This is a genomic window from Bacillota bacterium, from assembly GCA_013178045.1.
Lineage (GTDB): Bacteria > Bacillota > Ch66 > Ch66 > Ch66 > Ch66.
This window is the reverse complement of record JABLXP010000011.1, coordinates 1-25,890: the sequence shown is the minus strand read 5'-3', so window position 1 is coordinate 25,890 and position 25,890 is coordinate 1. Positions and strand designations below refer to the sequence as shown.

Annotated in this window: 25 protein-coding genes and 2 other annotated features; of the genes, 24 read left to right on the top strand and 1 reads right to left on the bottom strand. The window is 50.4% G+C overall.

The features are described from left to right. Positions 1 to 211 precede the first annotated feature (211 nt). The 24 genes from minC to holA all read left to right on the top strand — a co-directional run bounded on the left by minC (position 212) and on the right by holA (position 25,354). Entirely contained in the window at positions 212 to 1,033 is an 822-nt protein-coding gene (minC, locus tag HPY81_07090; protein ID NPV27201.1) for a septum site-determining protein MinC, read from the top strand. A gap of 38 nt (positions 1,034 to 1,071) precedes the next feature. After that, positions 1,072 to 1,875 carry a septum site-determining protein MinD gene (gene minD / locus HPY81_07085; GenBank protein NPV27200.1) on the top strand — a complete coding sequence of 268 codons (804 nt, stop codon included), beginning with the start codon at positions 1,072 to 1,074 and terminating at the stop codon, positions 1,873 to 1,875. A gap of 22 nt (positions 1,876 to 1,897) precedes the next feature. Then, positions 1,898 to 2,173, top strand: coding sequence for a cell division topological specificity factor MinE (gene minE, locus HPY81_07080; GenBank protein NPV27199.1), 276 nt, complete (start codon positions 1,898 to 1,900; stop codon positions 2,171 to 2,173). Between the two features lie 110 nt (positions 2,174 to 2,283). After that, positions 2,284 to 3,024, top strand: coding sequence for a M23 family metallopeptidase (locus HPY81_07075; protein ID NPV27198.1), 741 nt, complete (start codon positions 2,284 to 2,286; stop codon positions 3,022 to 3,024). Positions 3,025 to 3,122: 98 nt separating this feature from the next. Then, positions 3,123 to 4,013 (top strand): peptidase M50, encoded by an 891-nt coding sequence (locus tag HPY81_07070; GenBank protein ID NPV27197.1) that lies wholly within the window; start codon positions 3,123 to 3,125, stop codon positions 4,011 to 4,013. Positions 4,014 to 4,114: 101 nt separating this feature from the next. Then, complete coding sequence (locus HPY81_07065; GenBank protein NPV27196.1) at positions 4,115 to 6,025, top strand: TIGR03960 family B12-binding radical SAM protein; 1,911 nt, start codon at positions 4,115 to 4,117, stop codon at positions 6,023 to 6,025. Beyond that, positions 5,997 to 6,704, top strand: a complete 708-nt coding sequence (locus tag HPY81_07060; protein NPV27195.1) for a DUF2344 domain-containing protein — start codon at positions 5,997 to 5,999, stop codon at positions 6,702 to 6,704. Before HPY81_07065 ends, HPY81_07060 begins: the two co-directional genes overlap by 29 nt. Positions 6,705 to 6,734: 30 nt before the next feature. Next, entirely contained in the window at positions 6,735 to 8,435 is a 1,701-nt protein-coding gene (locus HPY81_07055; protein ID NPV27194.1) for an Rne/Rng family ribonuclease, read from the top strand. A gap of 77 nt (positions 8,436 to 8,512) precedes the next feature. Further along, positions 8,513 to 8,587, top strand: a sequence feature (ribosomal protein L21 leader region). Between the two features lie 9 nt (positions 8,588 to 8,596). Next, positions 8,597 to 8,908, top strand: a complete 312-nt coding sequence (rplU, locus tag HPY81_07050) for a 50S ribosomal protein L21 (protein ID NPV27193.1) — start codon at positions 8,597 to 8,599, stop codon at positions 8,906 to 8,908. A 6-nt stretch (positions 8,909 to 8,914) separates the two neighbouring features. Next, entirely contained in the window at positions 8,915 to 9,253 is a 339-nt protein-coding gene (locus HPY81_07045) for a ribosomal-processing cysteine protease Prp (GenBank protein ID NPV27192.1), read from the top strand. Beyond that, positions 9,253 to 9,543, top strand: coding sequence for a 50S ribosomal protein L27 (gene rpmA / locus HPY81_07040; protein ID NPV27191.1), 291 nt, complete (start codon positions 9,253 to 9,255; stop codon positions 9,541 to 9,543). Before HPY81_07045 ends, rpmA begins: the two co-directional genes overlap by 1 nt. Before the next feature lie 89 nt (positions 9,544 to 9,632). After that, the gene (locus HPY81_07035) at positions 9,633 to 10,193 is read left to right on the top strand and encodes a hypothetical protein (GenBank protein ID NPV27190.1); all 561 of its coding nucleotides are present in this window, start codon (positions 9,633 to 9,635) and stop codon (positions 10,191 to 10,193) included. A 148-nt stretch (positions 10,194 to 10,341) separates the two neighbouring features. After that, complete coding sequence (obgE, locus tag HPY81_07030) at positions 10,342 to 11,616, top strand: GTPase ObgE (protein ID NPV27189.1); 1,275 nt, start codon at positions 10,342 to 10,344, stop codon at positions 11,614 to 11,616. Positions 11,617 to 11,718: 102 nt separating this feature from the next. Further along, on the top strand, positions 11,719 to 12,867 hold the full coding sequence (gene proB, locus HPY81_07025; protein ID NPV27188.1) for a glutamate 5-kinase: 1,149 nt from the start codon (positions 11,719 to 11,721) through the stop codon (positions 12,865 to 12,867). Between the two features lie 72 nt (positions 12,868 to 12,939). Continuing rightward, positions 12,940 to 14,214, top strand: coding sequence for a glutamate-5-semialdehyde dehydrogenase (locus HPY81_07020; GenBank protein ID NPV27187.1), 1,275 nt, complete (start codon positions 12,940 to 12,942; stop codon positions 14,212 to 14,214). Between the two features lie 104 nt (positions 14,215 to 14,318). Then, positions 14,319 to 14,930: a nicotinate (nicotinamide) nucleotide adenylyltransferase gene (gene nadD, locus HPY81_07015; protein ID NPV27186.1), complete on the top strand. Its 612-nt coding sequence runs from the start codon at positions 14,319 to 14,321 to the stop codon at positions 14,928 to 14,930. Between the two features lie 98 nt (positions 14,931 to 15,028). Then, positions 15,029 to 15,295: an RNA-binding protein gene (locus HPY81_07010; protein NPV27185.1), complete on the top strand. Its 267-nt coding sequence runs from the start codon at positions 15,029 to 15,031 to the stop codon at positions 15,293 to 15,295. A gap of 77 nt (positions 15,296 to 15,372) precedes the next feature. Continuing rightward, on the top strand, positions 15,373 to 15,957 hold the full coding sequence (locus tag HPY81_07005; protein NPV27184.1) for an HD domain-containing protein: 585 nt from the start codon (positions 15,373 to 15,375) through the stop codon (positions 15,955 to 15,957). Positions 15,958 to 16,093: 136 nt separating this feature from the next. Next, a complete protein-coding gene (gene rsfS / locus HPY81_07000; GenBank protein ID NPV27183.1) occupies positions 16,094 to 16,429 on the top strand; it encodes a ribosome silencing factor in 336 nt (111 codons plus the stop codon). Between the two features lie 57 nt (positions 16,430 to 16,486). After that, positions 16,487 to 16,712, top strand: a binding site (T-box leader). Positions 16,713 to 16,768: 56 nt separating this feature from the next. Next, complete coding sequence (locus HPY81_06995) at positions 16,769 to 19,255, top strand: leucine--tRNA ligase (GenBank protein NPV27182.1); 2,487 nt, start codon at positions 16,769 to 16,771, stop codon at positions 19,253 to 19,255. Between the two features lie 134 nt (positions 19,256 to 19,389). Continuing rightward, complete coding sequence (locus HPY81_06990; GenBank protein ID NPV27181.1) at positions 19,390 to 20,019, top strand: hypothetical protein; 630 nt, start codon at positions 19,390 to 19,392, stop codon at positions 20,017 to 20,019. A 173-nt stretch (positions 20,020 to 20,192) separates the two neighbouring features. Continuing rightward, a complete protein-coding gene (locus HPY81_06985; protein ID NPV27180.1) occupies positions 20,193 to 21,824 on the top strand; it encodes a hypothetical protein in 1,632 nt (543 codons plus the stop codon). A gap of 65 nt (positions 21,825 to 21,889) precedes the next feature. Further along, positions 21,890 to 24,262: a DNA internalization-related competence protein ComEC/Rec2 gene (locus HPY81_06980; protein ID NPV27179.1), complete on the top strand. Its 2,373-nt coding sequence runs from the start codon at positions 21,890 to 21,892 to the stop codon at positions 24,260 to 24,262. A 48-nt stretch (positions 24,263 to 24,310) separates the two neighbouring features. Further along, positions 24,311 to 25,354: a DNA polymerase III subunit delta gene (gene holA / locus HPY81_06975; GenBank protein NPV27178.1), complete on the top strand. Its 1,044-nt coding sequence runs from the start codon at positions 24,311 to 24,313 to the stop codon at positions 25,352 to 25,354. Positions 25,355 to 25,402: 48 nt separating this feature from the next. Here the strand turns inward: holA and rpsT are convergent, their stop codons facing one another. After that, positions 25,403 to 25,666, bottom strand: a complete 264-nt coding sequence (rpsT, locus tag HPY81_06970) for a 30S ribosomal protein S20 (protein NPV27177.1) — start codon at positions 25,664 to 25,666, stop codon at positions 25,403 to 25,405. Positions 25,667 to 25,890: the final 224 nt, after the last annotated feature.

Sequence of the window (25,890 nt, the reverse complement as noted above, 5' to 3'; positions counted from 1 at the left end):
ACCACTTTTTCATGATCATGAACCTCTCGACATCATTGTCTGATTCTGAAGGAAAAATAAATAAAATGCGGCATAAACGAGGAAAAACGAGGAAAAAAGACCTCGTTTTTTTCTTGCCAAATGAAGGAATTAGTCAGTGGGTGGCGAATTTTTTTAGACGGACAAGCTAGAAGACTATTAATCTGGCGAGTGGGGGGCAGCTCAAGCTCTAATGAAAAAAGAGGAGATAATACTTAAAGGAACTAAGGACGGTTTACTGGTTTGCCTGAACAGTCAAGGAAAATTTGCTGACCTGAAAACAAAATTGCGGGATAGGCTCCGGCAAGCTGACGACTTTCTAACAGGGGCGTCGGTGACCATTGACCTGGGGGCTCAGTCCTTGTCTGAAGTCGAACTGGGTGAACTGCAGCAAATCTGTTCGGAGTTTGGTCTAACATTGAAACGGATTCTGGGGGGACCAACTGGTTCAGCGCGTTCACTTGATGGCGCCAGTTCTGTTGAACAGAGTAGTAATGGCCGTAAAAACGTGGCAGTGAAATCTGCCTCTTCAGCGGAGAAGCCCCAGAAAGCAGTCAAGCGCCGGGCCAAGGACGCAGTGAAACAGACCACACCGGAAGTGGTTACCGCGACAGATAACCCGATTGATAACCGTATGGGATATCGCCGGGATGACCTCACGGACTGGATGAAGGAACAAGAAATCGCGAATGAGAATACGGTCTTGATTCAGCGAACACTGCGCTCTGGCCAGTCGATTCAGTATCCAGGGAATGTTGTTATTTTGGGTGATGTTAATCCGGGGGCAGAAGTAATTGCCAGTGGAAACATTGTGGTGATGGGATGTTTTCGGGGAGTAGCCCATGCTGGGGCTACGGGCAATGAGCAGGCGATAGTGACCGCGTTTCGCCTCAAGCCTACTCAATTAAGAATTGCAAACCATATCACTCGCGCTCCTGATGGCGAGTACCCGGAACCTGACCAGCCCGAGATTGCTCGGATTCGTGATGGCATGGTCGTAATCGAAAAGTACTAAAAGGAATCGAACTTTAATTTGAAGAGGGAGGAAACATAATGGGTGAAGTAATCGTCATCACTTCGGGTAAGGGGGGAGTAGGGAAAACTACTACCACAGCCAACATTGGGACGGCTCTGGCCAGTTTTGGCCGAAAGGTGGTTCTGGTGGATACGGATATTGGCCTGCGTAATCTGGACGTGGTTATGGGTCTGGAGAATCGAATTGTTTATGATCTGGTTGATGTCACCAGTGGGGTCTGCCGTTTAAAACAGGCATTAATTAAGGATAAGCGATTTGACGGGCTGTACTTGTTACCAGCCGCCCAGACCAAAGAGAAGACAGCAGTTAGTCCCAAGCAAATGGAAGAATTGTGTGAAGAACTCAAAAAGGAGTTCGATTATGTAATCATTGACTGTCCAGCCGGTATCGAGCAGGGTTTTAAGAATGCCATTGCCGGGGCACAGCGGGCGATCGTTGTCACGACCCCAGAAGTATCTGCTGTCCGTGACGCTGACCGGATCATTGGTCTGCTAGAAGCGGCTGAACTGCGCGAACCCAAGTTGATTGTCAATCGGATTCGACCTAAAATGGTCAAAAAAGGCGATATGATGGATATCGATGACATGATTGATATCCTGGCTATCGATCTTTTAGGCGTGGTTCCCGAAGATGAAACCATCGTTGTCTCGACCAACCGTGGTGAGCCAGCGGTACTCGATCCCAATTCTCGAGCCGGCGAAGCTTACCGCAACATTTCTCGGCGAATTATGGGTGAAGAAATTCCCTTAATGAACCTGGATGTGGACGATGGCCTGGTGGACAAATTGATGCGGTTTTTAGGTATTAGGAGCAGTAAGTAGTTAAGGGAGAGGGGGAAGGACGTTGTTAGAGTTCTTAAATCGGGTGTTTGGAAAAGACCCCAATACCGGGAGCAAAAGCGTGGCCAAAGAACGACTACGACTGGTTTTGGTTCACGACCGGGTAAACGTATCACCCCAACTGCTGGAAGCCCTAAAAGAAGACTTGATCCGGGTGATCTCCGAGTACATGGAAATAGACCAATCGGCCCTGGAGGTTAGTTTCAATAATTCTGATAATTCGGTGGCCTTGATCGCCAATATTCCAGTATTGAAGATGAAGCGTATCTTTAAAAACTAGGACGGAAGCTAAGCCTTTCGTCTTTTATGGTATTATCAATTTGGCCGAGAAATGGGGTACGTCAGTCATATCTTGCCAAATCCGGCATATATTTTAAGCAGAACTACAGGATGCTGGAAAGGAGCCCGTTGAAGTTGACCTGGCCGTATAATGACGGACAACTTCCTCTTCCTTCTTCGTGGTCCCGGGTTTGGCCGAAACACTGGCTAAAAAATAAACAGATTGTCCGTTCACTGATCTGCGGTGGAATCTTCGTATTGGTGCTTGCCTTTTCCCGATTGGATTATTCATGGGCCAGACCGGTACAAGCTGGAATTGCCTATGCGTTCTCGGCAGACTACGATCTAACCCCGTGGCTACAAAGATTATCTCAGACAATGCTGTGGGAGTCGGATAGTGAACGACCAGTATTCTCTATCCAAGCAAAAGCAAAGTCGACTATGGTCAAACAGCCAATGATCTACCCCGTGGCAGCAGGAAAAATTAGCCGCGAGTTTGGGTGGTATGTGTCAACCATCGATAACCAGCAGCGCTTCCACGAAGGAATTGATATTGACACGAGTCTGGGTAAACCTGTTCGCGCAGTGTTAGCGGGCGAAGTGATCAAGGTAGGTGAGGATAAAAATTTAGGACGGCTGGTCCAACTTGATCATGGACAGAATGTCTTCACACTTTACGCCCATTGTCAGGAGATTCTGGTCAAGCCGGGGGACCGGGTAGCCCAGGGAGATATTATTGCTAAAGTCGGCCAGACCGGGGCAGTTGACCGTCCCCAATTGCACTTTGAGATGAGGATTGACGGTCGCCTGATTGATCCTTTGGCCCAGCTTAGGGGATCAGCTACAAAATAAAGCAGAGGTCTAGTATTTTCCCCGAAGGCTAGAAGTGAGAGACAAGCGGTTGGTATGCCAGCAAGGGAGCATAAAGAAAGAGAGGCAGGAAAGATGGCATGAAGCTGGGCAAGGCGTTGGGGGTGCAGGTTACCTTCAACAACTTTTTCTTGCTCCTGATTTTTATTTATATCTGGCTAGGTAAGTTTCCCCAAGTTTTATCAATCTTTGCTCTGGTATTCCTGCACGAATTGGCCCACGTGGTTGTGGCGCGAGGTTACGGCTTGAAAGTTGTCGAAATCGAGTTATTGCCTTTTGGGGGAGTTGCCAAAATCGTCGATCTTTTCGATGCCGATCTAGTGGTCGAAACGTACATTGCTCTGGCCGGGCCCATGAGCAATTTTTTTATGGCTGGACTTGCTTGGTCACTCCAGCGGTTCGGCCTGACCGAGCATCCCCTGCTTCCCTGGTGCTTCTACACCAATCTGGTCCTGGGCTTGTTTAATCTTTTGCCAGTGTTGCCTTTAGATGGAGGGAGAATTTACCGCGCATACTTGGCCAGAAGGCTTGGCTGGAAACGGGCGACGGAAAAAGTAGCGGGACTTGGCCAGTTGCTCGGCGTGGTTTTTGCTGGTCTTGGTGGGTTAATTTTTGCGTGGGACATCAGTCAATTTCACCTGTTGCTGCTGGCCGGCTTCCTTTTTTATGCGGCAACCAGAGAAAAGAATCTGGCCATTTACTTGCTCTGGCGTCACCTTACGCGCAAGAAGCGAGAACTGGCGCAAAGAGGGGTATTAGAAGTGAGACAACTGGCGGTTTGTGAAAACGTCCCCCTGCAGGAGATCGTGAAGACTTTTGTTCCCAATAAATTTCACTTGATTGCGGTAATTGAGCCAAACGGCCGATTAATGACAACGCTCACAGAAATTGAGGTGATTGATCAAATATTTGGTTTGGGCAGTCACCGGACCATCGCTGAGCTAATACGGGGGAACAAGGTTAATTCATGAAATGATGAGGGCATAATAATGAGGATAGAAATAAAAGGAATAAACAGAACAATGTAGAAAAAAGAAAACATCATAAATAATCAAGTTTAACACTTATTAGCATAGGGGGACTGAGGTTGCCACTACGCAGTATACTAACTGACCAGATTCTGTCGAAAGTAACCAAGCCAACTCGCTATATCGGGACTGAATGGAATACGGTCCATAAGTCCTGGGAAAAGACCCCAGTCAAGATGGCCTTTGCTTTCCCTGACCTGTACGAGGTTGGTATGTCCCATTTGGGTCTCCGCATTTTATATGGATTGGTCAACGAGCAGCCGGATTTTTTGCTGGAGCGAGTCTTTGCTCCCTGGGTGGACATGGAGGAAGAATTAAGACGACGCGGGTTGCCCCTCTTTAGCTTGGAGTCGTATGCTCCGCTGCGTGAGTTTGATCTCATTGGTTTTACGCTACAGTACGAAATGAGTTATACCAACATCCTGAATATGCTGGATTTAGGGCAAATCCCCTTGAGAAGTGCCGACCGGACAAACGACGACCCGTTAGTAATTGCTGGTGGTCCGTGTGCTTTTAACCCCGAGCCATTAGCTGATTTCATTGACTGTTTTGTTATCGGCGAAGGTGAGGAGGTCCTGCTGGAAATCCTCGGCGCGATTCGGGAACTCAAGAGTAGCCGGCCGGGCCGGCCTGACCGAGCGGTATTGCTTCGCCGGCTGGCGAAAATTCCGGGGGTATATATCCCAGCCTTTTACCAGGTTGCTTACGGAGAAAATGGGCAGGTTGAGGAGGTAAAGGCACGGGAACCGATGGTTCCACCTCGAGTAATAAAACGAGTGATTGCTGACCTGGACCGAGTCTACTTTCCAACCCGGCCGATCGTTCCATTTATGGAAATCGTCCACGACCGCATCATGTTAGAACTGTTTCGGGGATGTCAGCGCGGCTGCCGCTTCTGCCAGGCTGGCATGATTTACCGCCCGGTGCGGGAACGCTCGCCGGAGATTCTCCGCCGGCAGGCTGAAGAACTGGTCAAGAGCATCGGCTATGAGGAGATGTCCCTGACTTCTTTAAGTTCAGGTGATTACTGCGCGATTGAATCACTCATTAAACAGTTGCTTAATGATTATGAGAAAGATGGGATAAGTATTTCACTGCCTTCTTTAAGGATTGATTCCTTTTCAGTCAACTTGGCGCAGGAGGTCCAGCGAGTCAGAAAAAGCGGGCTGACCTTTGCTCCCGAAGCCGGGACCCAACGCCTGCGCGACGTAATCAACAAGAATGTGACCGAAGATGATCTGCTTCAGGCAACAAATGCGGCCTTTGCCGCCGGTTGGTCAGCTGTCAAGTTGTATTTCATGGTCGGCTTACCTACCGAGGAACGGGCCGATTTGGATGGAATTGCCGATATTGCCCTTCGGGTAGCTGATCTGGGCACCAGTTGGCAGAAGCGGGGGCACATTAAGAAGAGGATTCAGGTAACGGTGAGCACTTCCTGTTTTGTCCCCAAAGCCCACACCCCATTTCAGTGGGAAGGGCAGGACCCGATTTCTGTTTTGCAGGAAAAGCAGGATTATCTGCGCCAGAAACTGCGAGATAAACGAATCACCTACAATTGGCACGATCCTTCTTTAAGCTTTTTAGAGGCGGTATTCGCCCGGGGAGATCGCCGACTGGGACGGGTGTTAACAGCGGCCTGGCAGAAAGGTTGTAAGTTTGACAGTTGGTCCGAACATTTTAAGTGGGATTACTGGATGGCGGCCTTTGCTGAGTGTGGCCTTGACCCCGTTTGGTATGCCCAGCGGCGGATTCCATACTCAGAAAGGCTTCCCTGGGACCATATTGACAGCGGTGTCTCGAAAAGGTATCTGCAGCGTGAGCATGAACAGGCCCTGGCGGGTATTGTTACCGCTGATTGCCGTTATGATGCCTGTACCGGCTGTGGGGTATGTCCTACCCTGGAAGTGGATGTTCAGTTAAAAGGGGGTGGACAAACTGCCGCGTTATCGCGTTGAGTATGCCAAAGGCCAGCCGGTAGCGTATATTTCCCACCTCGACCTGGCCAAGACATTGGAGCGGGCGGCCCGTCGAGCCGGCCTACCTCTCGCTCTATCAGGAGGTTTTAATCCTCACCCGAAGGTTTCCTTTGGCTCAGTTTTACCGGTAGGAATTACGGGGGAACATGAGTATTTAGATGTCGAATTACTTTCGGAGCTACCGCCACAGGAGTTGAAAGCCCGATGGCAGGAAAAGCTGCCGCCGGGACTGGAGCTGCGAGAAGTGCGTCTGGTGCCGACTAATGCCCCAGCTTTGATGAGTGTTATTGATTGCGCCCGTTATCACGTCAGGGTGGCACTGCTGACGTCAAATACGCCGGACGAAATACAGACAGCGATCCAGAAGATATTGGCCCAGGAGAGCCTGGTCATTGAACGCGACTCCAAGAAGGGAGTTCGTCAAGTTGATATCCGGCCGGGAATTCTGGCTTTAGCTGGTCGGATTGACAACGGGAGGCTTGATTTGGACATGCTCCTGCGGACCGGCAGCCAGGGGAATGTCCGGCCGGAAGAGGTAATCCAGGCCATTAAGCATTACGCGGGTTTATCAGTCCAGACTGAAGGATGGCGAATTACCCGGACTGGCCTATATATCGGAGCGGATAAACTAGTTTCTCCGCTTGAACTAACCAGCTAAGGTCAGTGGATCAGGGAAAGGCGGTTTAGCATGTTGAAAGAGATTATCGTACATGTATTTGAAGGCGAAACCCGGGTGGCGGTCATGGAAAACCAGCAACTGGTGGAGATCTTTATTGAGCGGGCGGTCGACCACCGCTTAGTTGGTAATATTTACAAAGGCCGTGTAGAGAATGTGCTGCCAGGGATGCAGGCGGCGTTTGTCAACATCGGGTTAGAAAAGAATGCCTTTCTTTACGTTGAAGATGCTATTCCGTTGCGCCAGTCTGATGAGGAGCCGGGAAAAACAAGGGGGGAACCGAGGGTAAACATCGGCAATGTGTTGAAAGTGGGCCAGGACATTTTAGTCCAGATTACCAAGGAACCGATTGGGACAAAAGGGGCGCGGGTGACTACGCACATAACCATCCCTGGCCGCTACCTTGTTTTAATGCCAACAGTTGATTATATAGGGATTTCGCGCCGAATCGAAAATGAAGAAGAACGGGAGCGGATTAAGAACCTGGCGGAAAAGGTGAAACCGGCCGGTATGGGACTGATCGTGCGTACGGTGGCCGAAGGCGTGGGGGAAGAGCAACTCGAACTGGAAGTGAGAGGGTTGGTCAAACTGTGGAAACGTATTCAGCAGCGCAGTCAGGTCGGCCCATCACCTCAGTTAATTCACAAGGAACTGGAGTTAATTCAGCGGATATTGCGTGATATTTTTACTGATGATGTTGACCGTCTCCTGATCAATTCCCGATGGGCCTATAAAAAAGTGCAGGAGTGGCTGGAAATAGAGAGCCCTAACTTAAAGAACAAAGTATTTTTGGTCGAACAGGATTTGTTTGAAAAGTACGGTCTGGATCTGGAACTGGACCGCGCCCTCAAGCGAAAAGTCTGGCTCAAGTGCGGTGGGTACCTGGTGATCGACCAAACCGAAGCCCTGACGGCGATTGATATTAATACGGGAAAATACGTAGGGAGCACCAATCTGGCTGATACCGTGTTAAAGACCAATTTGGAAGCTGCGGTGGAAATTCCCAGGCAACTGCGCCTGCGTAATATCGGTGGGATTATTATTATCGACTTTATTGATATGGATAACCCTGAGGACCAGGCCCAGGTATTGAAGACATTGGAGATGGAACTCAGCAAAGATAAAACCAGGTCTAAAATCCTTGGGCTCACGCAGCTGGGACTAGTAGAAATGACCCGTAAAAAAGTCCAGCAGGGCCTTGACAGTATACTGCAAAGAGCTTGTCCCTATTGTGAAGGCAAGGGACGCGTTTTGTCTGAAGAGACGGTGATGATTCAAGCCAAGAAAAGGATCATGGCCCTGGCCGAGCTGACCGATGCCCCGGCGATTCTCGTTGAGGCTTACCCGACGGTGGCTTCCTTGTTGATTGGGAGTGGTGGTTCGCAACTCCGGGAATTAGAACGACGAACGGGTAAACAGTTAATTATCAAGGGGGTTGAAGGATTTCACCTGGAAAACTTCCAGGTCCGCGGGATATTTGCGCAGCGGGAAATTGATGAGTTAGCGGTGCCGGTTAAAGTTGGGCAAATTTTGGAGGTCAAAGTTGAAGAGCCTCATGCGATTAACCCTTATGACGGAATTGCCCGCCTGCACGGGTTTGTCCTTGATATCGAGGGCGCAGGTACCTATATCGGCGAGCAGGTACTGGTGGAAATAACTAAGGTTTTTCGTACCTATGCCCGGGCAAAACTGCTGGCTAACGGAAGTTTTTAGGGGGAGCGTTGTTCGCAGGCGATTTTGTTGACACTCTTTTTGGGGTGTGATAGAATATTATACTGTAGGCAGAGTTTGCGTTGCCGTAACCGCTCAGATTCAGGTGTTAAATGCCATTTAGGCTACCTGAACTGGCGAGACTTCGAAAGGGAGGTGTTTTAATGTACGCAATTATTGAAACAGGTGGAAAGCAGTACCGGGTTAAAGAAGGGGACATCCTGAGAGTTGAAAAGCTGGAGGCGGAAGAAGGTCAGGTCGTGGAACTTGATCGCGTGCTGGCGATCAGTAAGGAGGGGCAATTAATTTGTGGTACACCCCTGGTAGCCGGCGCAAAAGCGGTGGTTAAAGTGCTTAGCCACGGTCGAGGTAAGAAGATCATTGTGTTCAAATACAAGCCAAAGAAAAACTACCAGCGTAAAAAAGGTCATCGTCAACCCTTCACCCAGGTGCTCGTCGAAAAGATTGAGGCTTAAATACTCATGGTTAATGTTCAGTTCTTTTATAATGAGCAGGGGGAAATTATTGGTTTCGAAGTAGAAGGGCATGCCGAGTACGCTCCTTACGGAGAAGATATTGTCTGCGCGGCGCTGTCGGTTTTAGCGCAGACCACGGTTTTAGGACTGCAGTATCATCTGCCCGAGCCGCCAGACTTTAAGATAAGCGATGGCTTTGTGCGCTGCTTTCTGCCGGAGCGCTTAAAACAGCGTGACCAGGAGAATGCCAAGATTATTGTGGAAACAATGCGATTAGGTATGGAAACGATTCAAAAAAGCTATCCCCGGAACGTAAAAGTGTTTAAGAGGAGGTGGACTGCGTGATCACCGGATTTAACTTGCAGCTTTTTGCCCATAAGAAAGGGGTCGGTAGTTCCCGCAACGGGCGTGATAGTGAAGCCAAACGTCTTGGTGTCAAGCGGCATGATGGTCAATACGTTACTGCTGGCAATATACTGGTGCGTCAGAGAGGAACCAAGATTCATCCCGGCCTGAACGTAGGGATTGGCAAAGACGATACCCTGTTCGCTCTGGTTGATGGCTATGTGAAGTTTGAGCGCAAGGGTCGGGGCAAAAAGCAGGTCAGCATTTACACGGAGATTGCCGCAGTTTAAGAACAGTGAATTGACGACAAAACCCCCCTGGAATATTCCAGGGGGATTTGCTTAGTTTGGATAATTAGGGAAATGGGGGTGAATAACCAATGTCGGGTTTTCTTCCGTTAAATGAGGTAGTGGGCCTATTGAGAGTTCAGCGCCATGATTTTCTCAATCACCTCCAGGTCATCATGGGTTTCCTCCAACTGAACAAGCCAGAACAGGCTTTAGCATATCTCCGAAAAATAAGTGCTCAACTTCAGGAGGCAGGCAAGGTGATGCGTCTGCCCTGGCCGGAACTGGTAGCGGTCTTGCTTCTAGCCGAAAAACAGGCGGAACAGGACCAGGTCGATTTGACTATAGAGGTAGCCGTAAATATGGCGAACGCGAAAGTCGATGGGATGACTCTGGCCCAATCTCTAGGCCAACTTTTCAAAGCCATATTTCCCGAATTGCTCAAATACCCGGTAGAAAGCCGTCTGTTGCGCGTTCGTCTTGCCGAAGAAAAAGGTGGGTGTCTGGTCACGCTTGTTTGGCCAGCGGGAGGTGAAAGCGATTTCTCCCTTCCAGTGGTTAACGTGGCGAAACAGGTTAGTGGTCCATCCATAAAACATGTGAATTGGGACATTAACGAAGGGTACTGCTATATTGAACTACTGATTCTTTAATATTGTTTGAGGCACTAGTTAAAGAGGTGGCTATGTTAAAGTAAAGCGATTTTGTAACCGAGTAGATATTCTGCTTCTCATAAAGTGGTATTACCGAGGTAGTAATTGACAATAATGTAAGCAAACTGGTTTATGATGGGTGATGGAGATGTTTTACGATACGGCAAGGATCTACGTCAAAGGTGGCGATGGGGGTAACGGCATCGTCGCTTTCCGGCGCGAAAAGTACGTTCCAGAAGGCGGGCCTAGTGGCGGGGACGGTGGAAGGGGAGGCAATGTCATCCTGGTTGCTGACCCGGGCTTGCGGACCCTGGTAGATTACCGGTATAAAAGGCATTACAAGGCGGAACGCGGTGAACACGGCCAGGGGAAAAACATGCACGGGCAAAATGCGGAGGATATCCGTTTGCGGGTGCCGGTCGGCACCGTGGTCAGAGACTCTGAGACGGGTGAGATTCTAGCTGATCTGGTTGAGCCAGGTCAGGAGGTGATTGTAGCCAGGGGAGGTCGGGGTGGCCGGGGCAACGCCCGTTTCGTCAGTGCCCAGAACCGAGTTCCCACTTTAGCCGAAAACGGGGAACCGGGTGAGGAACGTTGGATTGAACTTGAGTTAAAACTATTGGCTGATGTTGGGCTGGTCGGGTTTCCCAATGTTGGTAAATCAACGCTTATCTCTAGAGTTTCAGGGGCTAAACCGAAGATCGCGAACTATCCGTTCACGACCCTGGCCCCTAACCTGGGAGTAGTCACCCTGGGAGAAGGAAAGAGCTTTGTGGTAGCCGATATCCCCGGTCTAATCGAAGGGGCCCACGAGGGTGCCGGTTTAGGACACGCTTTCTTACGGCATACTGAGCGGACAAGGTTACTGATCCACGTGCTGGATATAGCCGGCAGTGAGGGGCGAGACCCGGTCAGGGATTTCACGATTATCAACCAGGAGTTGGCTCTGTATAGTCCGACGCTGGCGGAACGCCCCCAGGTGGTGGCGGCTAACAAAATGGATCTACCCGAAGCGGCGGCCAATCTTGAACGCCTCAAGGCGGCTATAAGCGCCGACTACGAAATCTTTCCCATTTCCGCGGTGACCGGAGAGGGCGTTCAGGCTTTAATGTACCGCGTTGGCAAGATCTTAGACGAACTGTCGACGAACAGCCCGCCAGCCCCAGCTGTGGAACAGGTACGCCGTGTCCAGGTTAAAAATGAGCCAGGCTGGCAGATCACGGTTGAGGACGGGGTTTTTGTGGTGAGTGGTAAAGACGTGGAACGCTTGAGCGCGATGACCAATCTGGACAATGAGGAGGCGGTTCGGCGGTTCCAACGGCTCATGAAGAAAATGGGGATCGACGATGGTCTGCGGGCCCGGGGAATTAAAGAAGGAAACTTGGTACGCATCCGTGGCAACGAATTTGAGTGGGTGGATTGAGAGGCGGTAACAACTTCCGGTTAAGGTGGTATTTTTAATTAATTAGAATCATGATATAATACAAGAAACTTTAGGTATTTCTTATGTTGAGCGGTGATATAAATGGATGACGTTGGCTTAGATTACGGCCAATACTTTGCGAAGCTGACCGATGTCCGAAGGCTGGTGGTTAAAGTGGGCACCAGCACCCTGACCTATTCGACTGGTAAACTTAATTTTACCCAACTCGAGCGTTTGGTCCGGGAACTGGCTGATTTGCAAAACCAGGGCAAAGAAGTTCTTCTGGTTACCTCAGGCGCGGTCGGGGCTGGGGTTGGAAAGCTTGGCCTGGGGCGGCGGCCGAGGACCATTCCAGAAAAGCAGGCCGCAGCGGCGGTTGGGATGGGGATCCTCATGCACATGTACGAAAAGTTGTTTGCCGAGTATGGTCAAACGGTGGCCCAGGTACTCCTGACTAGAGGGGATATAGGCGACCGGCGCCGCTACCTCAACGCGCGGTACGCTCTCTGCACTTTACTCCAGCACGGGGTCATCCCCATTATTAACGAAAACGATACGGTAGCCGTGGAAGAACTGCGCTTTGGGGATAATGACACGCTTTCTGCCCTGGTGGCCGGACTGGTGGATGCTAATTTATTGATCATCCTTTCTGATATCGATGGGCTTTACACAGCAGACCCGCGGACTAACCCGGAAGCGGTGCGTATTCCCGTGGTCAAAGAGATCACCCCAGAGATAGAATGTCTGGCGCACGGGAAAGGCTCGGAACTGGCGTCAGGGGGGATGATTACCAAGATTCAAGCGGCCAAGATCGCTTGCAGTTCTGGTATCCATCTCGTCGTAGCACATGGCCAGGAAGAGCGCGTCATCGGACGGTTGCTGCAGGGTGAACCGATTGGAACCCTGTTTTTACCCAAAGAAAATAAGTACGGAACAAGACAGCGGTGGATTGCCTTCGGAACAATGGTGCAGGGAACGCTCACGGTAGATGCTGGAGCAGAAGACGCGATTGTCAATCGGGGAAAAAGCCTGCTCCCCAGCGGGATCACCCGGGTGGAGGGGAACTTTGAAGCGGGTAATGTGGTCAAACTGGTCTCTTTGACCGGCGCGGAAATCGCGCGGGGCATTGTTAACTATTCATCCGAGGAAATCGAACAGATCAAAGGGAAGCATACGCGGGAGATTGCCAATGTGCTTGGTTACAAGGACTATGATGAGGTCATTCACCGCAATAATCTGACCCTGTCATGAAGGGTAACCCGCAAGGCGGAGTTTTTACATAGCCCGCAGCGGATATTCTTTGATGTTTGTTTCTCGGAAACCATGATGCAGGGAGGGACAAAGGTGCTGAAAAGTCAATTAGAAGAAATGGGCCGGCAGGCCAGGGCGGCGGCCCGACAGCTCGCCGGGGCCTCGACGCAGATCAAGAATGAGGCTTTACTGAAGATGGCAGATGCACTTGAAGCCAGGGTCGAGGAGATCCTGGCGGCCAATGCCGTGGATATGGAGGCTGGGCGGGCGAAAAATATGTCCCGGACACTGTTAGACCGCTTACTCTTGAATAAGAAACGCATCGCGGAGATGGCTGAAGGGTTGCGAGCGGTGGTGGGGTTACCCGATCCAGTTGGTGAAGTTGTGCACATGTGGACGCGGCCCAATGGCTTGCAAATCGGGAAAATGCGGGTTCCACTTGGCGTGGTGGGCATGATTTACGAGGCTAGACCGAACGTCACGGTTGACGCGGCTGGACTCTGTTTAAAAACCGGTAACGCGATTATCTTACGCGGCGGTTCCGAAGCGATCAACTCGAACCGGGCGATCAGTCGGATCATTCAGGAAGCGGTAGTGAATTGTGGGCTCCCCGCCGGGTCGATCCAGTTAGTGGAGACCACCGACCGAACAGCGGTAGACATAATGCTAAAGATGAACGGGTATCTGGATGTCTTGATTCCGCGGGGTGGAGCTGAACTGATTAAGAAGGTAGTTGAAAATGCGTCTGTTCCGGTGATCGAGACCGGGGTTGGTAACTGTCACGTTTACGTTGACGATGAGGCCGACCTGGCCATGGCGACCGAAATTGTGGTGAACGCCAAAACGCAAAGGCCAGCGGTGTGTAATGCCATGGAAACCCTTCTCGTTCATCGTGCGGTGGCGCGCCAGTTTCTACCGCTGGTGGCCAGGGAACTGGAAGCCCGGGAAGTGGAGTTGCGCGGCTGCCCGCTGACGCGTGAGATCCTGCCCCAGGCCAAGCCAGCCACGGAAGACGACTGGTACGCCGAATACCTGGATTTGATTTTAGCTATTAAAGTGGTGAATGGACTGGAGGAGGCTTTGGACCATATTGACCACTACGGCACCAAACACTCTGAAGCCATTATAACTAATAATTATCAGAAAGCCAGACGCTTCCTCAACGAAGTTGATGCTGCTGCGGTCTACGTTAATGCCTCGACCCGGTTCACCGATGGATTTCAGTTTGGCTTAGGAGCAGAAATCGGGATCAGTACACAGAAGCTACACGCGCGTGGGCCGATGGGTTTGGAAGAACTAACAACTATTAAGTATATTGTTTACGGAAATGGGCAGGTCCGGCGTTAGACGCCAGTTTCTCGGGGATGGTGCTGGAAAGTAATTGCACAAACTGCCGCATTTTGTTAAGATTAACTAAGAAAGTCGGAAATGATAGGGTAAGGAAGAGATAAATGCGGATTGGCTTGTTCGGCGGCAGTTTTTCTCCCATCCATATGGGTCATTTGGCCGTTGGCGCCTTGGTGAAGGATTTTGCTAATCTAGACAAAGTGGCTTACCTCCCGGTTGGGGTTCACACGGAAAAGATCCGGCTACTTCCTAAGGAGCACCGGGTCAACATGGTTAAGTTGGCGATTGAAGACAACCCTGATTTTGATATTTGTTTATACGAGGTCGAAAGAGAAACTTATTCTTATACATACGAGACGCTCAAAGCTTTGTCGACTCAGCACCCTGACTGGGAACTGTATTTTATAATTGGCTCGGATATTTTACCCCAAATCCCCAGGAAATGGTATCAAGGGAAACAACTTTTAAGTGAATTTAAGTTTCTGGTTTTTGGTCGCAGCAGTCAGAGCCAGATAGCCAGAGTCATCGCTAGAGATCCACAATTGAAAAATTTTCAGCATAACTTGATTCCAGTCCCAATGCGTTTTTCATTTAACATTAGTTCAACTTTAATCAGGGAACAGGTCCAACAGGGTCGAACCATTCGGTATTTGGTGCCCTGGAAGGTTGAGGAGTATATTTATCGCCACAATTTATATCAAGACGGTAGTGAATGATTTTCCATAATACCGCTTTTCTTGCCAGGTATATCTGCTTATTAAATGAACATACTAAAATTAAAACAACAGCAGACAAAAATATCTGGCGAGGTGAGATGGTATTGGTTCGGACATTGTACGTAGGTAATCTTCCCTGGGCAACCAAGGCCGAGGACCTGACTGAAGCTTTTTCCGCCTATGGCGAAGTGATAAGCAGTCGCGTCATCACGGATCGGGAGACCGGTCGTTCGCGAGGGTTTGGTTTTGTTGAGGTCAGAGATGAGGATGCCGATAAAATGATTAAAGCGATGAATGGTACAGAACTGGGTGGACGGATTCTTACCGTTAATGAGGCTAAACCCAAGCAGCAAGAGATGGCTTAACTTTTACTCTTGATGAAAGCCTCCTATATCAGCTAATGGATAGGGGTTTTTTATATGGGGAAATGGGGGTTTGGGAAATGCAGGATCTCCAGAAACTACAAGATCAGGTCAAACGTAAGCTCACGCCCTTTCGTTTTACCCACTCCCTGGGTGTGGCGGAGGTGGCCAGCCGATTGGCAGAGAAATATGGCGAAGACCCTGACCTAGCCGTGATAGCAGCTTTACTGCATGATCTGGCCAAAGATTTGCCATTGGAACAACTAGTAGCCCTGGCTGACCAACATCGGCTCTGGACACATCAGGTAGAACGGCTTGTGCCCGATCTCTTGCACGGCCCGGTTGCGGCTTGTTTGATTCCAGAAGAGTTTGGAATTACAGACTCCCGGGTTTTACGGGCGGTGGCTGTTCATACCGTAGGGGCGACCGAGATGAGTGTTCTTGATAAAATTATCTATCTTGCTGACATGATTGAACCCCAGCGCCTTTTTCCCGGGGTGAAAGAACTACGCCAATTGGCTGAAGAGGATTTGGATACGGCTCTGCTCGCCAGTTTTGATTTGACCATTCGTTATTGTTTGAAGCAAACCCTGCTTATCCACCCGCAGACCATTGATGCCCGCAATCAATTGCTACAAACATCAAAAAATTGCCGACAGATTTAATTATAAGCCAGAAAATATAAGCCAGAAACTTTTTACCTGACCAGTAAATATGGTAGAATATATAAATAATACTCATAATACTCAAGTTTAATACTGGGAGGGAAATGGATTGACCGATAGCCGGGCGTTAGCCGCCATGGTGGTGGAAGCGGCAGAGGAAAAGAAAGCCCAGAACGTGGTGATTCTTGACCTAGCGGGTATTTCTCTAGTTGCTGACTATTTTGTTATCTGCAGTGGCCGCTCCCGTATTCAGGTTCAGGCGATCGCCGAACACATTGAAAAGGAGCTTAAGGCCAAAGGGGTTAATTCTTTACGCCGTGAGGGTTATCGGGAAGCTAGGTGGATCTTGCTTGACTACGGGTCGGTAGTGGTTCACATTTTCCGGGAAGAAGACCGCAGTTTCTATAATTTGGAGCGTCTCTGGAGCGATGCCGAACTAATTGAGTTTCGTTCTCAACAAATTTTTAGCTGATTGACATTTTTCTTCCTTTAAACTATAATATAAGCCGTATTTGGACAACCATATACGATAAAAGTGATGAATGGGAGCAGTAAGCCAGAACAACGTGACAGAGAGCTGTTGGTTGGTGGAAAACAGTACGTGAATATGGCCGAACTCACCCAGGAACAGAACGGATGAAGGTAGTAGTCCGTTTCGTTGGTAAACGTTATTTACCAATGAGTGGAGCTAAACTTTCGTTTTGTTGTTTAGCTAATAAGGGTGGTACCGCGGGAAATAGCCTCTCGTCCCTTTTGGAATGAGGGGTTTTAATTTTATATCCAAGTATATCCAACTCAAGGAGGCAAGTCTGTGAAAGAGAAGTATGTTTTTTCTGAGATCGAGCCGAAATGGCAGCAAGAATGGGTGGCCCAAGACTTATACCGGGTGACCGAAGACCCGGACAAGCCCAAGTACTATAACCTGGAGATGTTCCCTTATCCTTCAGGAAACCTGCACATGGGCCACGTTCGCAACTACGCCATTGGTGACGTGGTGGCTCGCTTTAAAACCATGCACGGGTATAATGTTTTACACCCAATGGGTTGGGATGCCTTCGGTTTGCCCGCTGAAAACGCGGCGATCAAGCACGGCGTTCATCCCGCCAAATGGACCTGGGATAACATTGCCAACATGCGGCGCCAGCTCAAGCAAATGGGGATCAGCTACGACTGGGACCGCGAGGTTGCTAGCTGTCATCCTGAATATTACCGCTGGACGCAGTGGCTGTTTTTGAAACTATACGAAAAAGGTCTGGCTTATAAGAAAACAGCGGCGGTGAACTGGTGTCCGTCTTGCGCCACGGTGCTGGCCAATGAGCAGGTGGTTGACGGTGCCTGTGAGCGTTGCGAAACCGTTGTTGAGAAAAAATCACTGGAGCAATGGTTTTTTAAGATCACCGATTATGCCGACCGGCTTTTAAACGACCTGGATAAGCTGCCCGGATGGCCGGAAAAAGTCAAAATCATGCAGAGAAACTGGATCGGCCGCAGCGAAGGAGTGGAGATCAACTTTACCGTGGCCGGCTCTGATGAGCCAATCCCGGTTTATACAACGCGTCAGGACACGATCTTTGGCGTGACCTATTTAGTCTTGGCTCCTGAACACCCCCTGGTTTTTAAGCTCACGGCTGGAACCGAGTTTGCAGAGCCCGTCCAGGCTTTTGTGAAAAAGATTCAACACCTGAATGAAATTACCCGGACCTCGACCGAGACGGAAAAAGAGGGGATGTTCATTGGGGCTTACGCCATAAACCCGATGAACGGGGAACGGGTGCCCATTTGGATCGCCAATTATGTGTTAATGGAGTATGGGACAGGGGCAGTCATGGGGGTGCCGGCGCATGATCAGCGGGACTTTGAGTTCGCCCGCAAGTATAACTTGCCGATCCGGGTGGTCATTCAACCGACCGGGACAGTATTGCGTCCGGAAGAAATGGAAGCCGCTTACGAGGCAGAAGGCTATCTGGTCAACTCCCGGCAATTTGACGGACAACCTAATGAGGAAGCGAAGCGACACATCGCTGCCTATATGGAGGCCAATGGGATCGGGAAGCGCAAGATTAACTTTCGCTTACGTGACTGGCTGATTTCCCGGCAGCGCTATTGGGGGGCGCCGATCCCGATCGTCTACTGCCCTGAGTGTGGGACCCAACCGGTACCCGAAAATGACTTGCCGGTGATTCTCCCTATGGATGTCAGGTTTAAACCGCAGGGAGACTCTCCCTTGAAGGAATCGCCAAGCTTTGTGAAAACCACTTGCCCGTGTTGTGGAGGCCCAGCCGAACGAGAAACCGATACCATGGATACCTTTGTGTGTTCTTCGTGGTACTTCTTGCGGTTTACCAGCCCGCATGCAACCGAGGTCCCTTTTGAACGGGACAAGGTTGACTACTGGATGGCTGTTGATCAGTACATCGGCGGAGTCGAACACGCCATCCTCCACTTGATGTATGCACGATTCTTTACCAAGGTCCTGTATGACCTGGGATTGGTTAACGTTGACGAACCGTTTACCAACTTGTTAACCCAGGGAATGGTACTGAAGGACGGCTCCAAGATGTCCAAGTCCAAGGGGAATGTGGTCAGTCCGGAGGAAATCATCTCTACCTACGGCGCTGATACGGCCCGGTTGTTCATTCTCTTTGCTGCGCCACCGGAAAAAGACCTGGAATGGAGTGACCAAGGTGTAGAAGGTTGTTACCGCTTCCTGAATCGGGTTTGGCGTCTCTTTGTGGCTTATGCTGACCAAATGCCGGGAGTTGAAATCGGTCCGGGGACAGCGGACCTGAATGGTGTGCATCGAGAACTGCGCCGAATCACGCACGCGACCATCAAAAAGGTAACCAGCGATATTGAAACCCGGTTTAACTTCAATACGGCGATCAGTGCGATCATGGAACTGGTCAACGCCCTCTATCAGTACAAGGACCGGGTGGCGCCCGCGGAGCAAAACCTGAGTTTAGTGAAAGAGTCGCTCACTAACCTGGCGCTCCTGCTGGCTCCCTTTGCTCCGCATATTACCGAGGAACTGTGGTCAGTCTTAGGAAAATCCGGGAGTGTTCACCGACAGTCCTGGCCAACCTTTGACCCAGCGGCCCTGGTGGAGGATGAGGTAACCGTGGTTGTCCAGATCAATGGACGGGTGCGTGACCGCGTGCAGGTGCCGGCCGGTCTGGAGCAGCCGGAAATGGAACGGTTGGTCATGAAACAGGAGCGGGTGCGGAATTTCTTGGTGGGTAAAGAGATTGTCAAAGTTGTTTCAGTCCCTGATAAGCTGGTCAATATTGTCGTGAAGTAAGCTGAGGAAAAAATTTTCGGCCGTTGGCTTTTGCCAGCGGCTGTCTTTTCTAGTCGATTTATTTGTTGGTAGAGGCAGGAAATAACTGGATAGTTGTCGTATTAAAATGATATCATGGGAATGAGGTGGTAAATATGCCAACCTTTGACCGACGTACGCAATTCATCTTACTACTTTTTTTGGCGGCTTTGCTTTTTGGGGCTGGGGTTAAATATGCTCAGCTTAGAGACAAAGAAAACAGTGGGATGTCCCAGATGGTTGGTCAGTTGAATGAGGCGAGGGTTGTTGAATCTCGTAAAGCTGATGCTTCAGGCACTGAAAAGGTACCAGCCAGGGTAACAGTTCACGTGGTCGGAGCTGTGGAAAAGCCGGGGGTCTACCAATTGCCGGCTGGGACGCGGGTATTTGAGGCGATCGAACAGGCTCGTGCCTTGCCAGAAGCGAATCTGGAGGCGATCAATCTAGCGGAACCACTGAATGACGGACAAAAAGTGACTGTACCCCGAAAAGGTGAATCTCTACCAGGAACTACGGCAGATGTTCAGGTGTCGAGCACCCGCCCGGGTAGTAAGGTGAACTTGAACACAGCTACCGCCGCTGAACTGGACGCGCGTCTCCCAGGGGTCGGGCCGACCCTTGCCCAGCGTATTGTTGATTATCGCAACCAGCATGGGAAATTTCGCTCCATCGAGGACCTGAAAAATGTATCGGGAATTGGGGAAAAACGCTTCCAGGAACTCAAGGATCTGATTACTGTTTATTAGGGTATTCTGTCTTCTCCTCAAAATATGCGGGCAAACCTCAATTTGGCAGGAAGTTAGGGGAAATCTGTCGAACAAGGTTATAAATTACCCATTTTGTTCCGGAATGCGAGTTGGGGTTTGTGGATGGATTTAGGGAATCAATCCAGAAAATCCGGCAGTCCTTAAGCAATCGAATGGACCACCTCAATTTAAAGTTAATCGTGGCATTTGTTGTATTCTCAACTCTGCCGTTAATTATTTTGAACCATTTTGGACTTAAATATAACGAAACGGTAATCGTACAGAGTGCCCAGGAGACCTACCAGGCCAACGCCAAGGTTATCGCTCAGCAAATTGATATTTTTGTGAAAGATTTAATCTGGCAAATCAAGACTTTAGCCGATAATCCGGCTATGCGGCGCCTTGATCCTCAGCGACTTGAGCAAGTTTTGGGTTATTATCTTGAGTACAGTGAGAATTTTGAGAAAGTCTGGGTGGTTGATCTGACTGGTAAGCAGATCGCTAAAGCCCCGGACAAAGAATATGTTTCGCTAGCCGACCGGGATTACTTGCATGAGACCCTGCGGACGGGGCTACCCACTGTCAGTTCGGCTTTGATTAGCAGGACCAGCAAGCAGCCGATCTTTGTCATTTGTATCCCAATTACAGACGAAGCTAGCCGTATTATTGGTGTCCTGGGGGGAAGCGTCAGTTTCCGGGTGCTGGATAAACTGGTCAAACCGCAGGAAATTCACAGTCGCGGCAGTGTTTTCTTAACCGACCAGCGGGGAATTATGCTGTGGCATCCCCGGGAATCTTTAGTCGAGGAACAGTTTAATGCCAGTGGTTTGCAGATCGTACAGCAATTATTGAATGGGCATGCCACCGGTGTTGATCAATTTGCGTGGGATGGAGAGAATTATATAGGTGGGTACGCTCGGATCACGACCACCGGCTGGGGTGTTTTTGTCACCCAACCTTATGTGGCGGCTACCCAGGTGCTGGTATCCTTCCGCTACGGGAGCCTCCTATTCTTAATCTATGCAGTTTTGTGCTTCGCCGTCCTGGCGGTCTTCATCAGCCACCGGATTGTGCAAATTGAAGAAGAAATAAGGCAGGCTGAAAAGTTGGCTGTGGTCGGTCGTTTTGCGGCCGGCATGGCCCACGAAGTCCGGAATCCGTTGACTTCAGCTCATGGCTTCCTGCAACTGTTAAAGAAAGATTTTGCAGAAGGCTCTAAGGAGAGCAATTATATCAATATTGCCCTTGCGGAAATCGCTCGGGTTAATAGGATTATTCGGGACTTCTTAAGCCTGGCTAAACCACAAGAACCGAGGTTAGAGGTAACGGATCTTAATTCGATTTTATCAACAATTGTTTTATTAGTTGACAATCAAGCCTTTTTACAGGGCTGTGAAATCAGACTGGATCTTGGTTCAGATTTACCTCCAATAATAGCAGATCCCAACCAACTGCGGCAGGTTTTTCTTAATTTGATCCGTAATGCCTTGGAGGCTATGCCTACCGGAGGTCTCCTGAAGATTTCCAGCCGTTATTATCCGGAGGGGAAAAAGGTAGAACTCTGCTTTCAAGATACCGGCCCAGGCATACCCAAAGCTGTTTTAAAGAATATTTTTCAACCCTTCTTTACGACTAAAGAGGGGGGAACAGGCCTCGGGTTGCCAATTTCCCACCGCATCATTATCAGCCACGGAGGAGATATCCGGGTGAGTAGTTCTCACCAGGGAACGGAATTTGTGATTTCTCTGCCCATATATCAAGACCAGGGGCCCAAGCCAGAGCAAATATCCGACCAGTGTGTTTGAATGCGTGTCGACACGTGTTTTTATTACGCTGAGAAGACCCCTTGGCTTACTTAGGGGTGAAGCTGATGAGGCGTCCCCTTTTGGTTCTAATAACCTTATTTATTCTTGGGATCGCAGTGGCTAAATGTCTGAGCTTGTCGTTGGCGACCATGGAAGTTGCGTTATTCCTCTCAGGCGTTTTGGCAGGGGTCGGCTATTACCGCCGGTGGCCGCAAACCACCGCGATCATTATGTTTATTTGTTTCGGGACGGGGATATTCTGGGGCGGCCTGGCGTGGGAAAATAAGAAATCATCTCTCCTGAGTAATCTGGAGACCTACGTGACGCTTACGGGTTGGGTGGCCGAGGAACCGCAGCGTTACCCGGACCGGTTGGTCTACCGACTGGCGGTTGAGCAGATCATCACCCCGGACGGGGTCCAACCGGTAAATGAACTGGTGCTCCTCAAGCTTTACACCAAGAGGCACACGGTGGTTACCTACCGTTATGGTGATATTTTACGGGTTCATGGCCAACTTCAACTCCCCAAAGCGGCCAGTAATCCCGGTGAGTTTGATTACCAGGCTTATCTGGCCCGCCAGGGCATCTTCACCCAGGTCAGTGCGACTGAGCCTGAGCAGGTGGTGCGGGTGGGAAGCGGGCGAGGAAACCCGTTGACCCACCTGGCTTTGTCGATCAAGGTGCGGGTGGTTGAACAACTTGAACGGGAACTGCCTGGGAATCAGGCGGCGATCCTGCAGGGGATTATCTTTGGCGATCAGGAGCAACTGCCTGCGGAAGAGGTTAAGGCCTATCAAGCCACCGGGTTGTTCCATGTCTTTTCTGTCTCGGGGCTGCATGTTGGCTTCGTCCTTTTGTTCGGGCTGAGTTTGGCCAACCTGTTTCGGTTTTCCTATGGTATTTCCAGCCTGCTGACGGCCGGCCTTCTCATCATATATGGCTTCTTAACAGGTTGGCCGGCCTGCGTAGCGCGGGCGATTCTGATGGGTTTGCTGGCTCTCGGTGCTAAGGGGCTCAACCGGGATAATGACTTATTGAACAGCCTGGCGGTGGCGGCCTGGCTGATCTTGTTGTGGGATCCCCTCGCTCTTTATGACCTGGGATTTCAACTGTCTTTCGCGGCGACTTGGGGGTTAGTTTATTTATACCCGGCGCTGGACTATCGGCTTGCGCACTGGCCTCGCTGGCGGACCTTGTTCCTGGTCCCTCTAGCTGCCCAACTCGCTACCCTGCCCCTGGTGGCTTACTATTTCAACCAGGTATCCCTGATCAGCCTGGTGGCTAATGTGGTCGTGGTGGGCTTGATCGGCGCCGTGGTGCTGCTGGGCCTGGGAATTATACCATTAACCTTTGTCTGGCCAGCCGTTGCTGGATACTTAACCAGCGCCACCGGTGGGTTGATCTGGATAACCAACCTGATTATTCATGGCCTGGCCCGGTTGCCGGGAAGCACCTTAACGGTCGCGACGCCCCATTTAGTTTTAGTGTTCGCTTACTACGGGCTGCTTATGGCTATTGTTAGTGAACACTTCCAACCTGTGGTTGGATTATTCAAAACTCTGAGCCCGCGCCAGCGGACAGGTGTGATTGTTGGAACTATTGCTGTTACGCTGGTGGTAGCTCTGGTTTGGGCTAACTGGCCTCGCCCCCTGCGGATGGTGTTTCTCGATGTCGGTCAGGGTGACTGCATCTTTATTGAAACTCCCGGCGGCAAGCAGCTGCTGGTTGATGGGGGTGGACGGCCAGCGGCGGCCGGCGGGACATTTGATGTCGGCGAACGAGTTGTGCTGCCCTTCCTGCGCCGGCAGGGGATTAACCACCTGGATGCGGTAATTAATACCCATGCTCACGACGACCACCTGCAGGGGTTGATCCCCATCATAGACGAGATACGGGTAACAGTCGTGGCTGTAGCTGCCTATCCTTCGTTACCCAAAAATCTTTCGGATTACCTGACCGCTGCTCAGCAACGAGGAAGCACGGTTATAACTTTAGCCCGCGACCAGGTCTGGGACGTGGAGCCTGGGGTGACCCTGGAGGTTCTCCACCCCGGTCGTTGGTTGACCGGGACGCGTTCCGACTTAAACAACAATTCTCTGGTCCTGCGATTGCGTTATGGTCAGACCGAGATTATGTTACCGGGTGACATTGAACGTGAAGCCATGACTGAACTGCTTCAAGCTCAAGTCAGCCTGGCGGCTGATGTCTATAAGCTGTCCCACCACGGCAGCCAGTATGCGCTAGAACCGCGCTTCCTGCAGGCGGTCAACCCGCAAGCCGTGGTCATCCAGGTGGGCAAGAACAGTTTCGGTCATCCTGCCCCTGAGGTTATCCAGTACTGGGAGCGACAGGGAGTGCCGATTTACCGGACGGACCGGGATGGCGCGGTGACACTCACCAGCGACGGGAGGACAATTAGGGTGAGAACGTTCAAATGAAGGGAAGCTGCCGAAAAACAATGAAAGTGTTCAAAATGAGGTGTACTAATGGACTATCAAACGGCAATCAAACAAATTAACCAAAAACAACTTGCCCCTGTTTACCTCCTTTTTGGGGAAGAAAAATACCTGGCCGATTCCTTGTTGGCCCAGCTCAAAGCAGCGGTCCTCGATCCGGCAACCAGTGATTTCAATTACGATCAGATCGATGGTGAGACTGCTTCTGTGGAAACGATTGTATCCGCGGCCAACACTCTTCCTGTCCTGGCTGAGTGCCGACTGGTCATCGTCAAGAATACAGGACTGTTCGGGCTGAGGGGGAAGGGCAATCTAAATCCGGAGGAAGAAACGGGTTCCTCCGCTGAGGAAATACTAAGCAATTATTTGCGCGACCCCAATCCCAGTACGGTACTGGTTTTTATCGCTGAAGGAGGGGTTGAACGCCGCCACCGTTTGTTTAAACTGGTCGAACAGCGGGGGGCGGTGGTGGAACTGGCTTCATTCAAGGGGAAAACTCTCACTGATTGGGTGGAACAGCAGGTTAAACAGAAAGGTAAAACGATCAAGCGCGATGCGCTTCAGTATCTGGTCGGCCTTGATGGAGCTGATTTGTCTCAACTTTCCCAGGAGATCGAAAAGGCATGCCTGTTTATTGGGGAAAAGGAAACCATTGATCTGGCGGTGGTGCAGAAACTACGACCGCCTTCAAGCGAGACTCGGGTGTATGCGGTGGTCGACGCGGTTATGGAGAAAAAGCCCGCGGCGGCGATCGGTCTGGTGCGGCGGATGTTGTTCGCTGGAGAGCAGCCGACCAGGGTTTTCTACCTGCTGGTTCGCCAGTTTCGTTTGCTGGCCCAGGTTAAGTCCCTGGAGGACCAGGGTTTGAGCGCGCAGGAAATTAGGACACAGGTACCAGGGGTGTCAGCTTACGTGGTGGGCAAGTGCCGGCAGCAGGCGGGCAATTTCTCCTGGCCGGAACTGAGCCGTGCTTTTCAATTATGCCGTGAGGTTGACCTGGCCTTAAAGACCAGCACCGGGCAGCCAGCACTGTTGCTGGAAATGCTCATTATTCAGCTGTGTGGGAAAAATTGAAGATAAATAGAAAAACCTGTTGCCTCGACGGTAACAGGTTTGTTTCATTTATTTTTGAGCATTGAGAAGGCGCGCCAGTCTGGACTTTTTCCGCGCGGCGGTGTTTTTGTGGATGATTCCTTTAGCAGCGGCTTTATCAATGGCGCTAACCGCTTTCACGAATGCTTCCTGGGTTTTTTCCGGTGACGGGCCGCCCACCGCCTCCTTGAAGCGCTTGATCGCCGTCTTCAGAGCGGACTTTCTAGCCATGTTTCTTAAGGTGCGAATTCTAGCCACTTCCACCCGCTTGATGGCCGACTTGATATTGGGCATCTCATGTCACCTCCTTTTAAACCGAAGAACCTCTTGAGCAATTAACAAGCTATATCATAACACGGAAATTTCCAAAAAGCAAGCAAAAACCCAGGTGGTCCGTGTCAAGATTCAGTAGGTGACCCCCACACACTAGCGAATTTCATATTTTAGGCAACAATTGGTAACTTCTTTGTAAGTACACGTAGCACGTACTTGACCCATGGCTCATCTGCTGCTGGGCC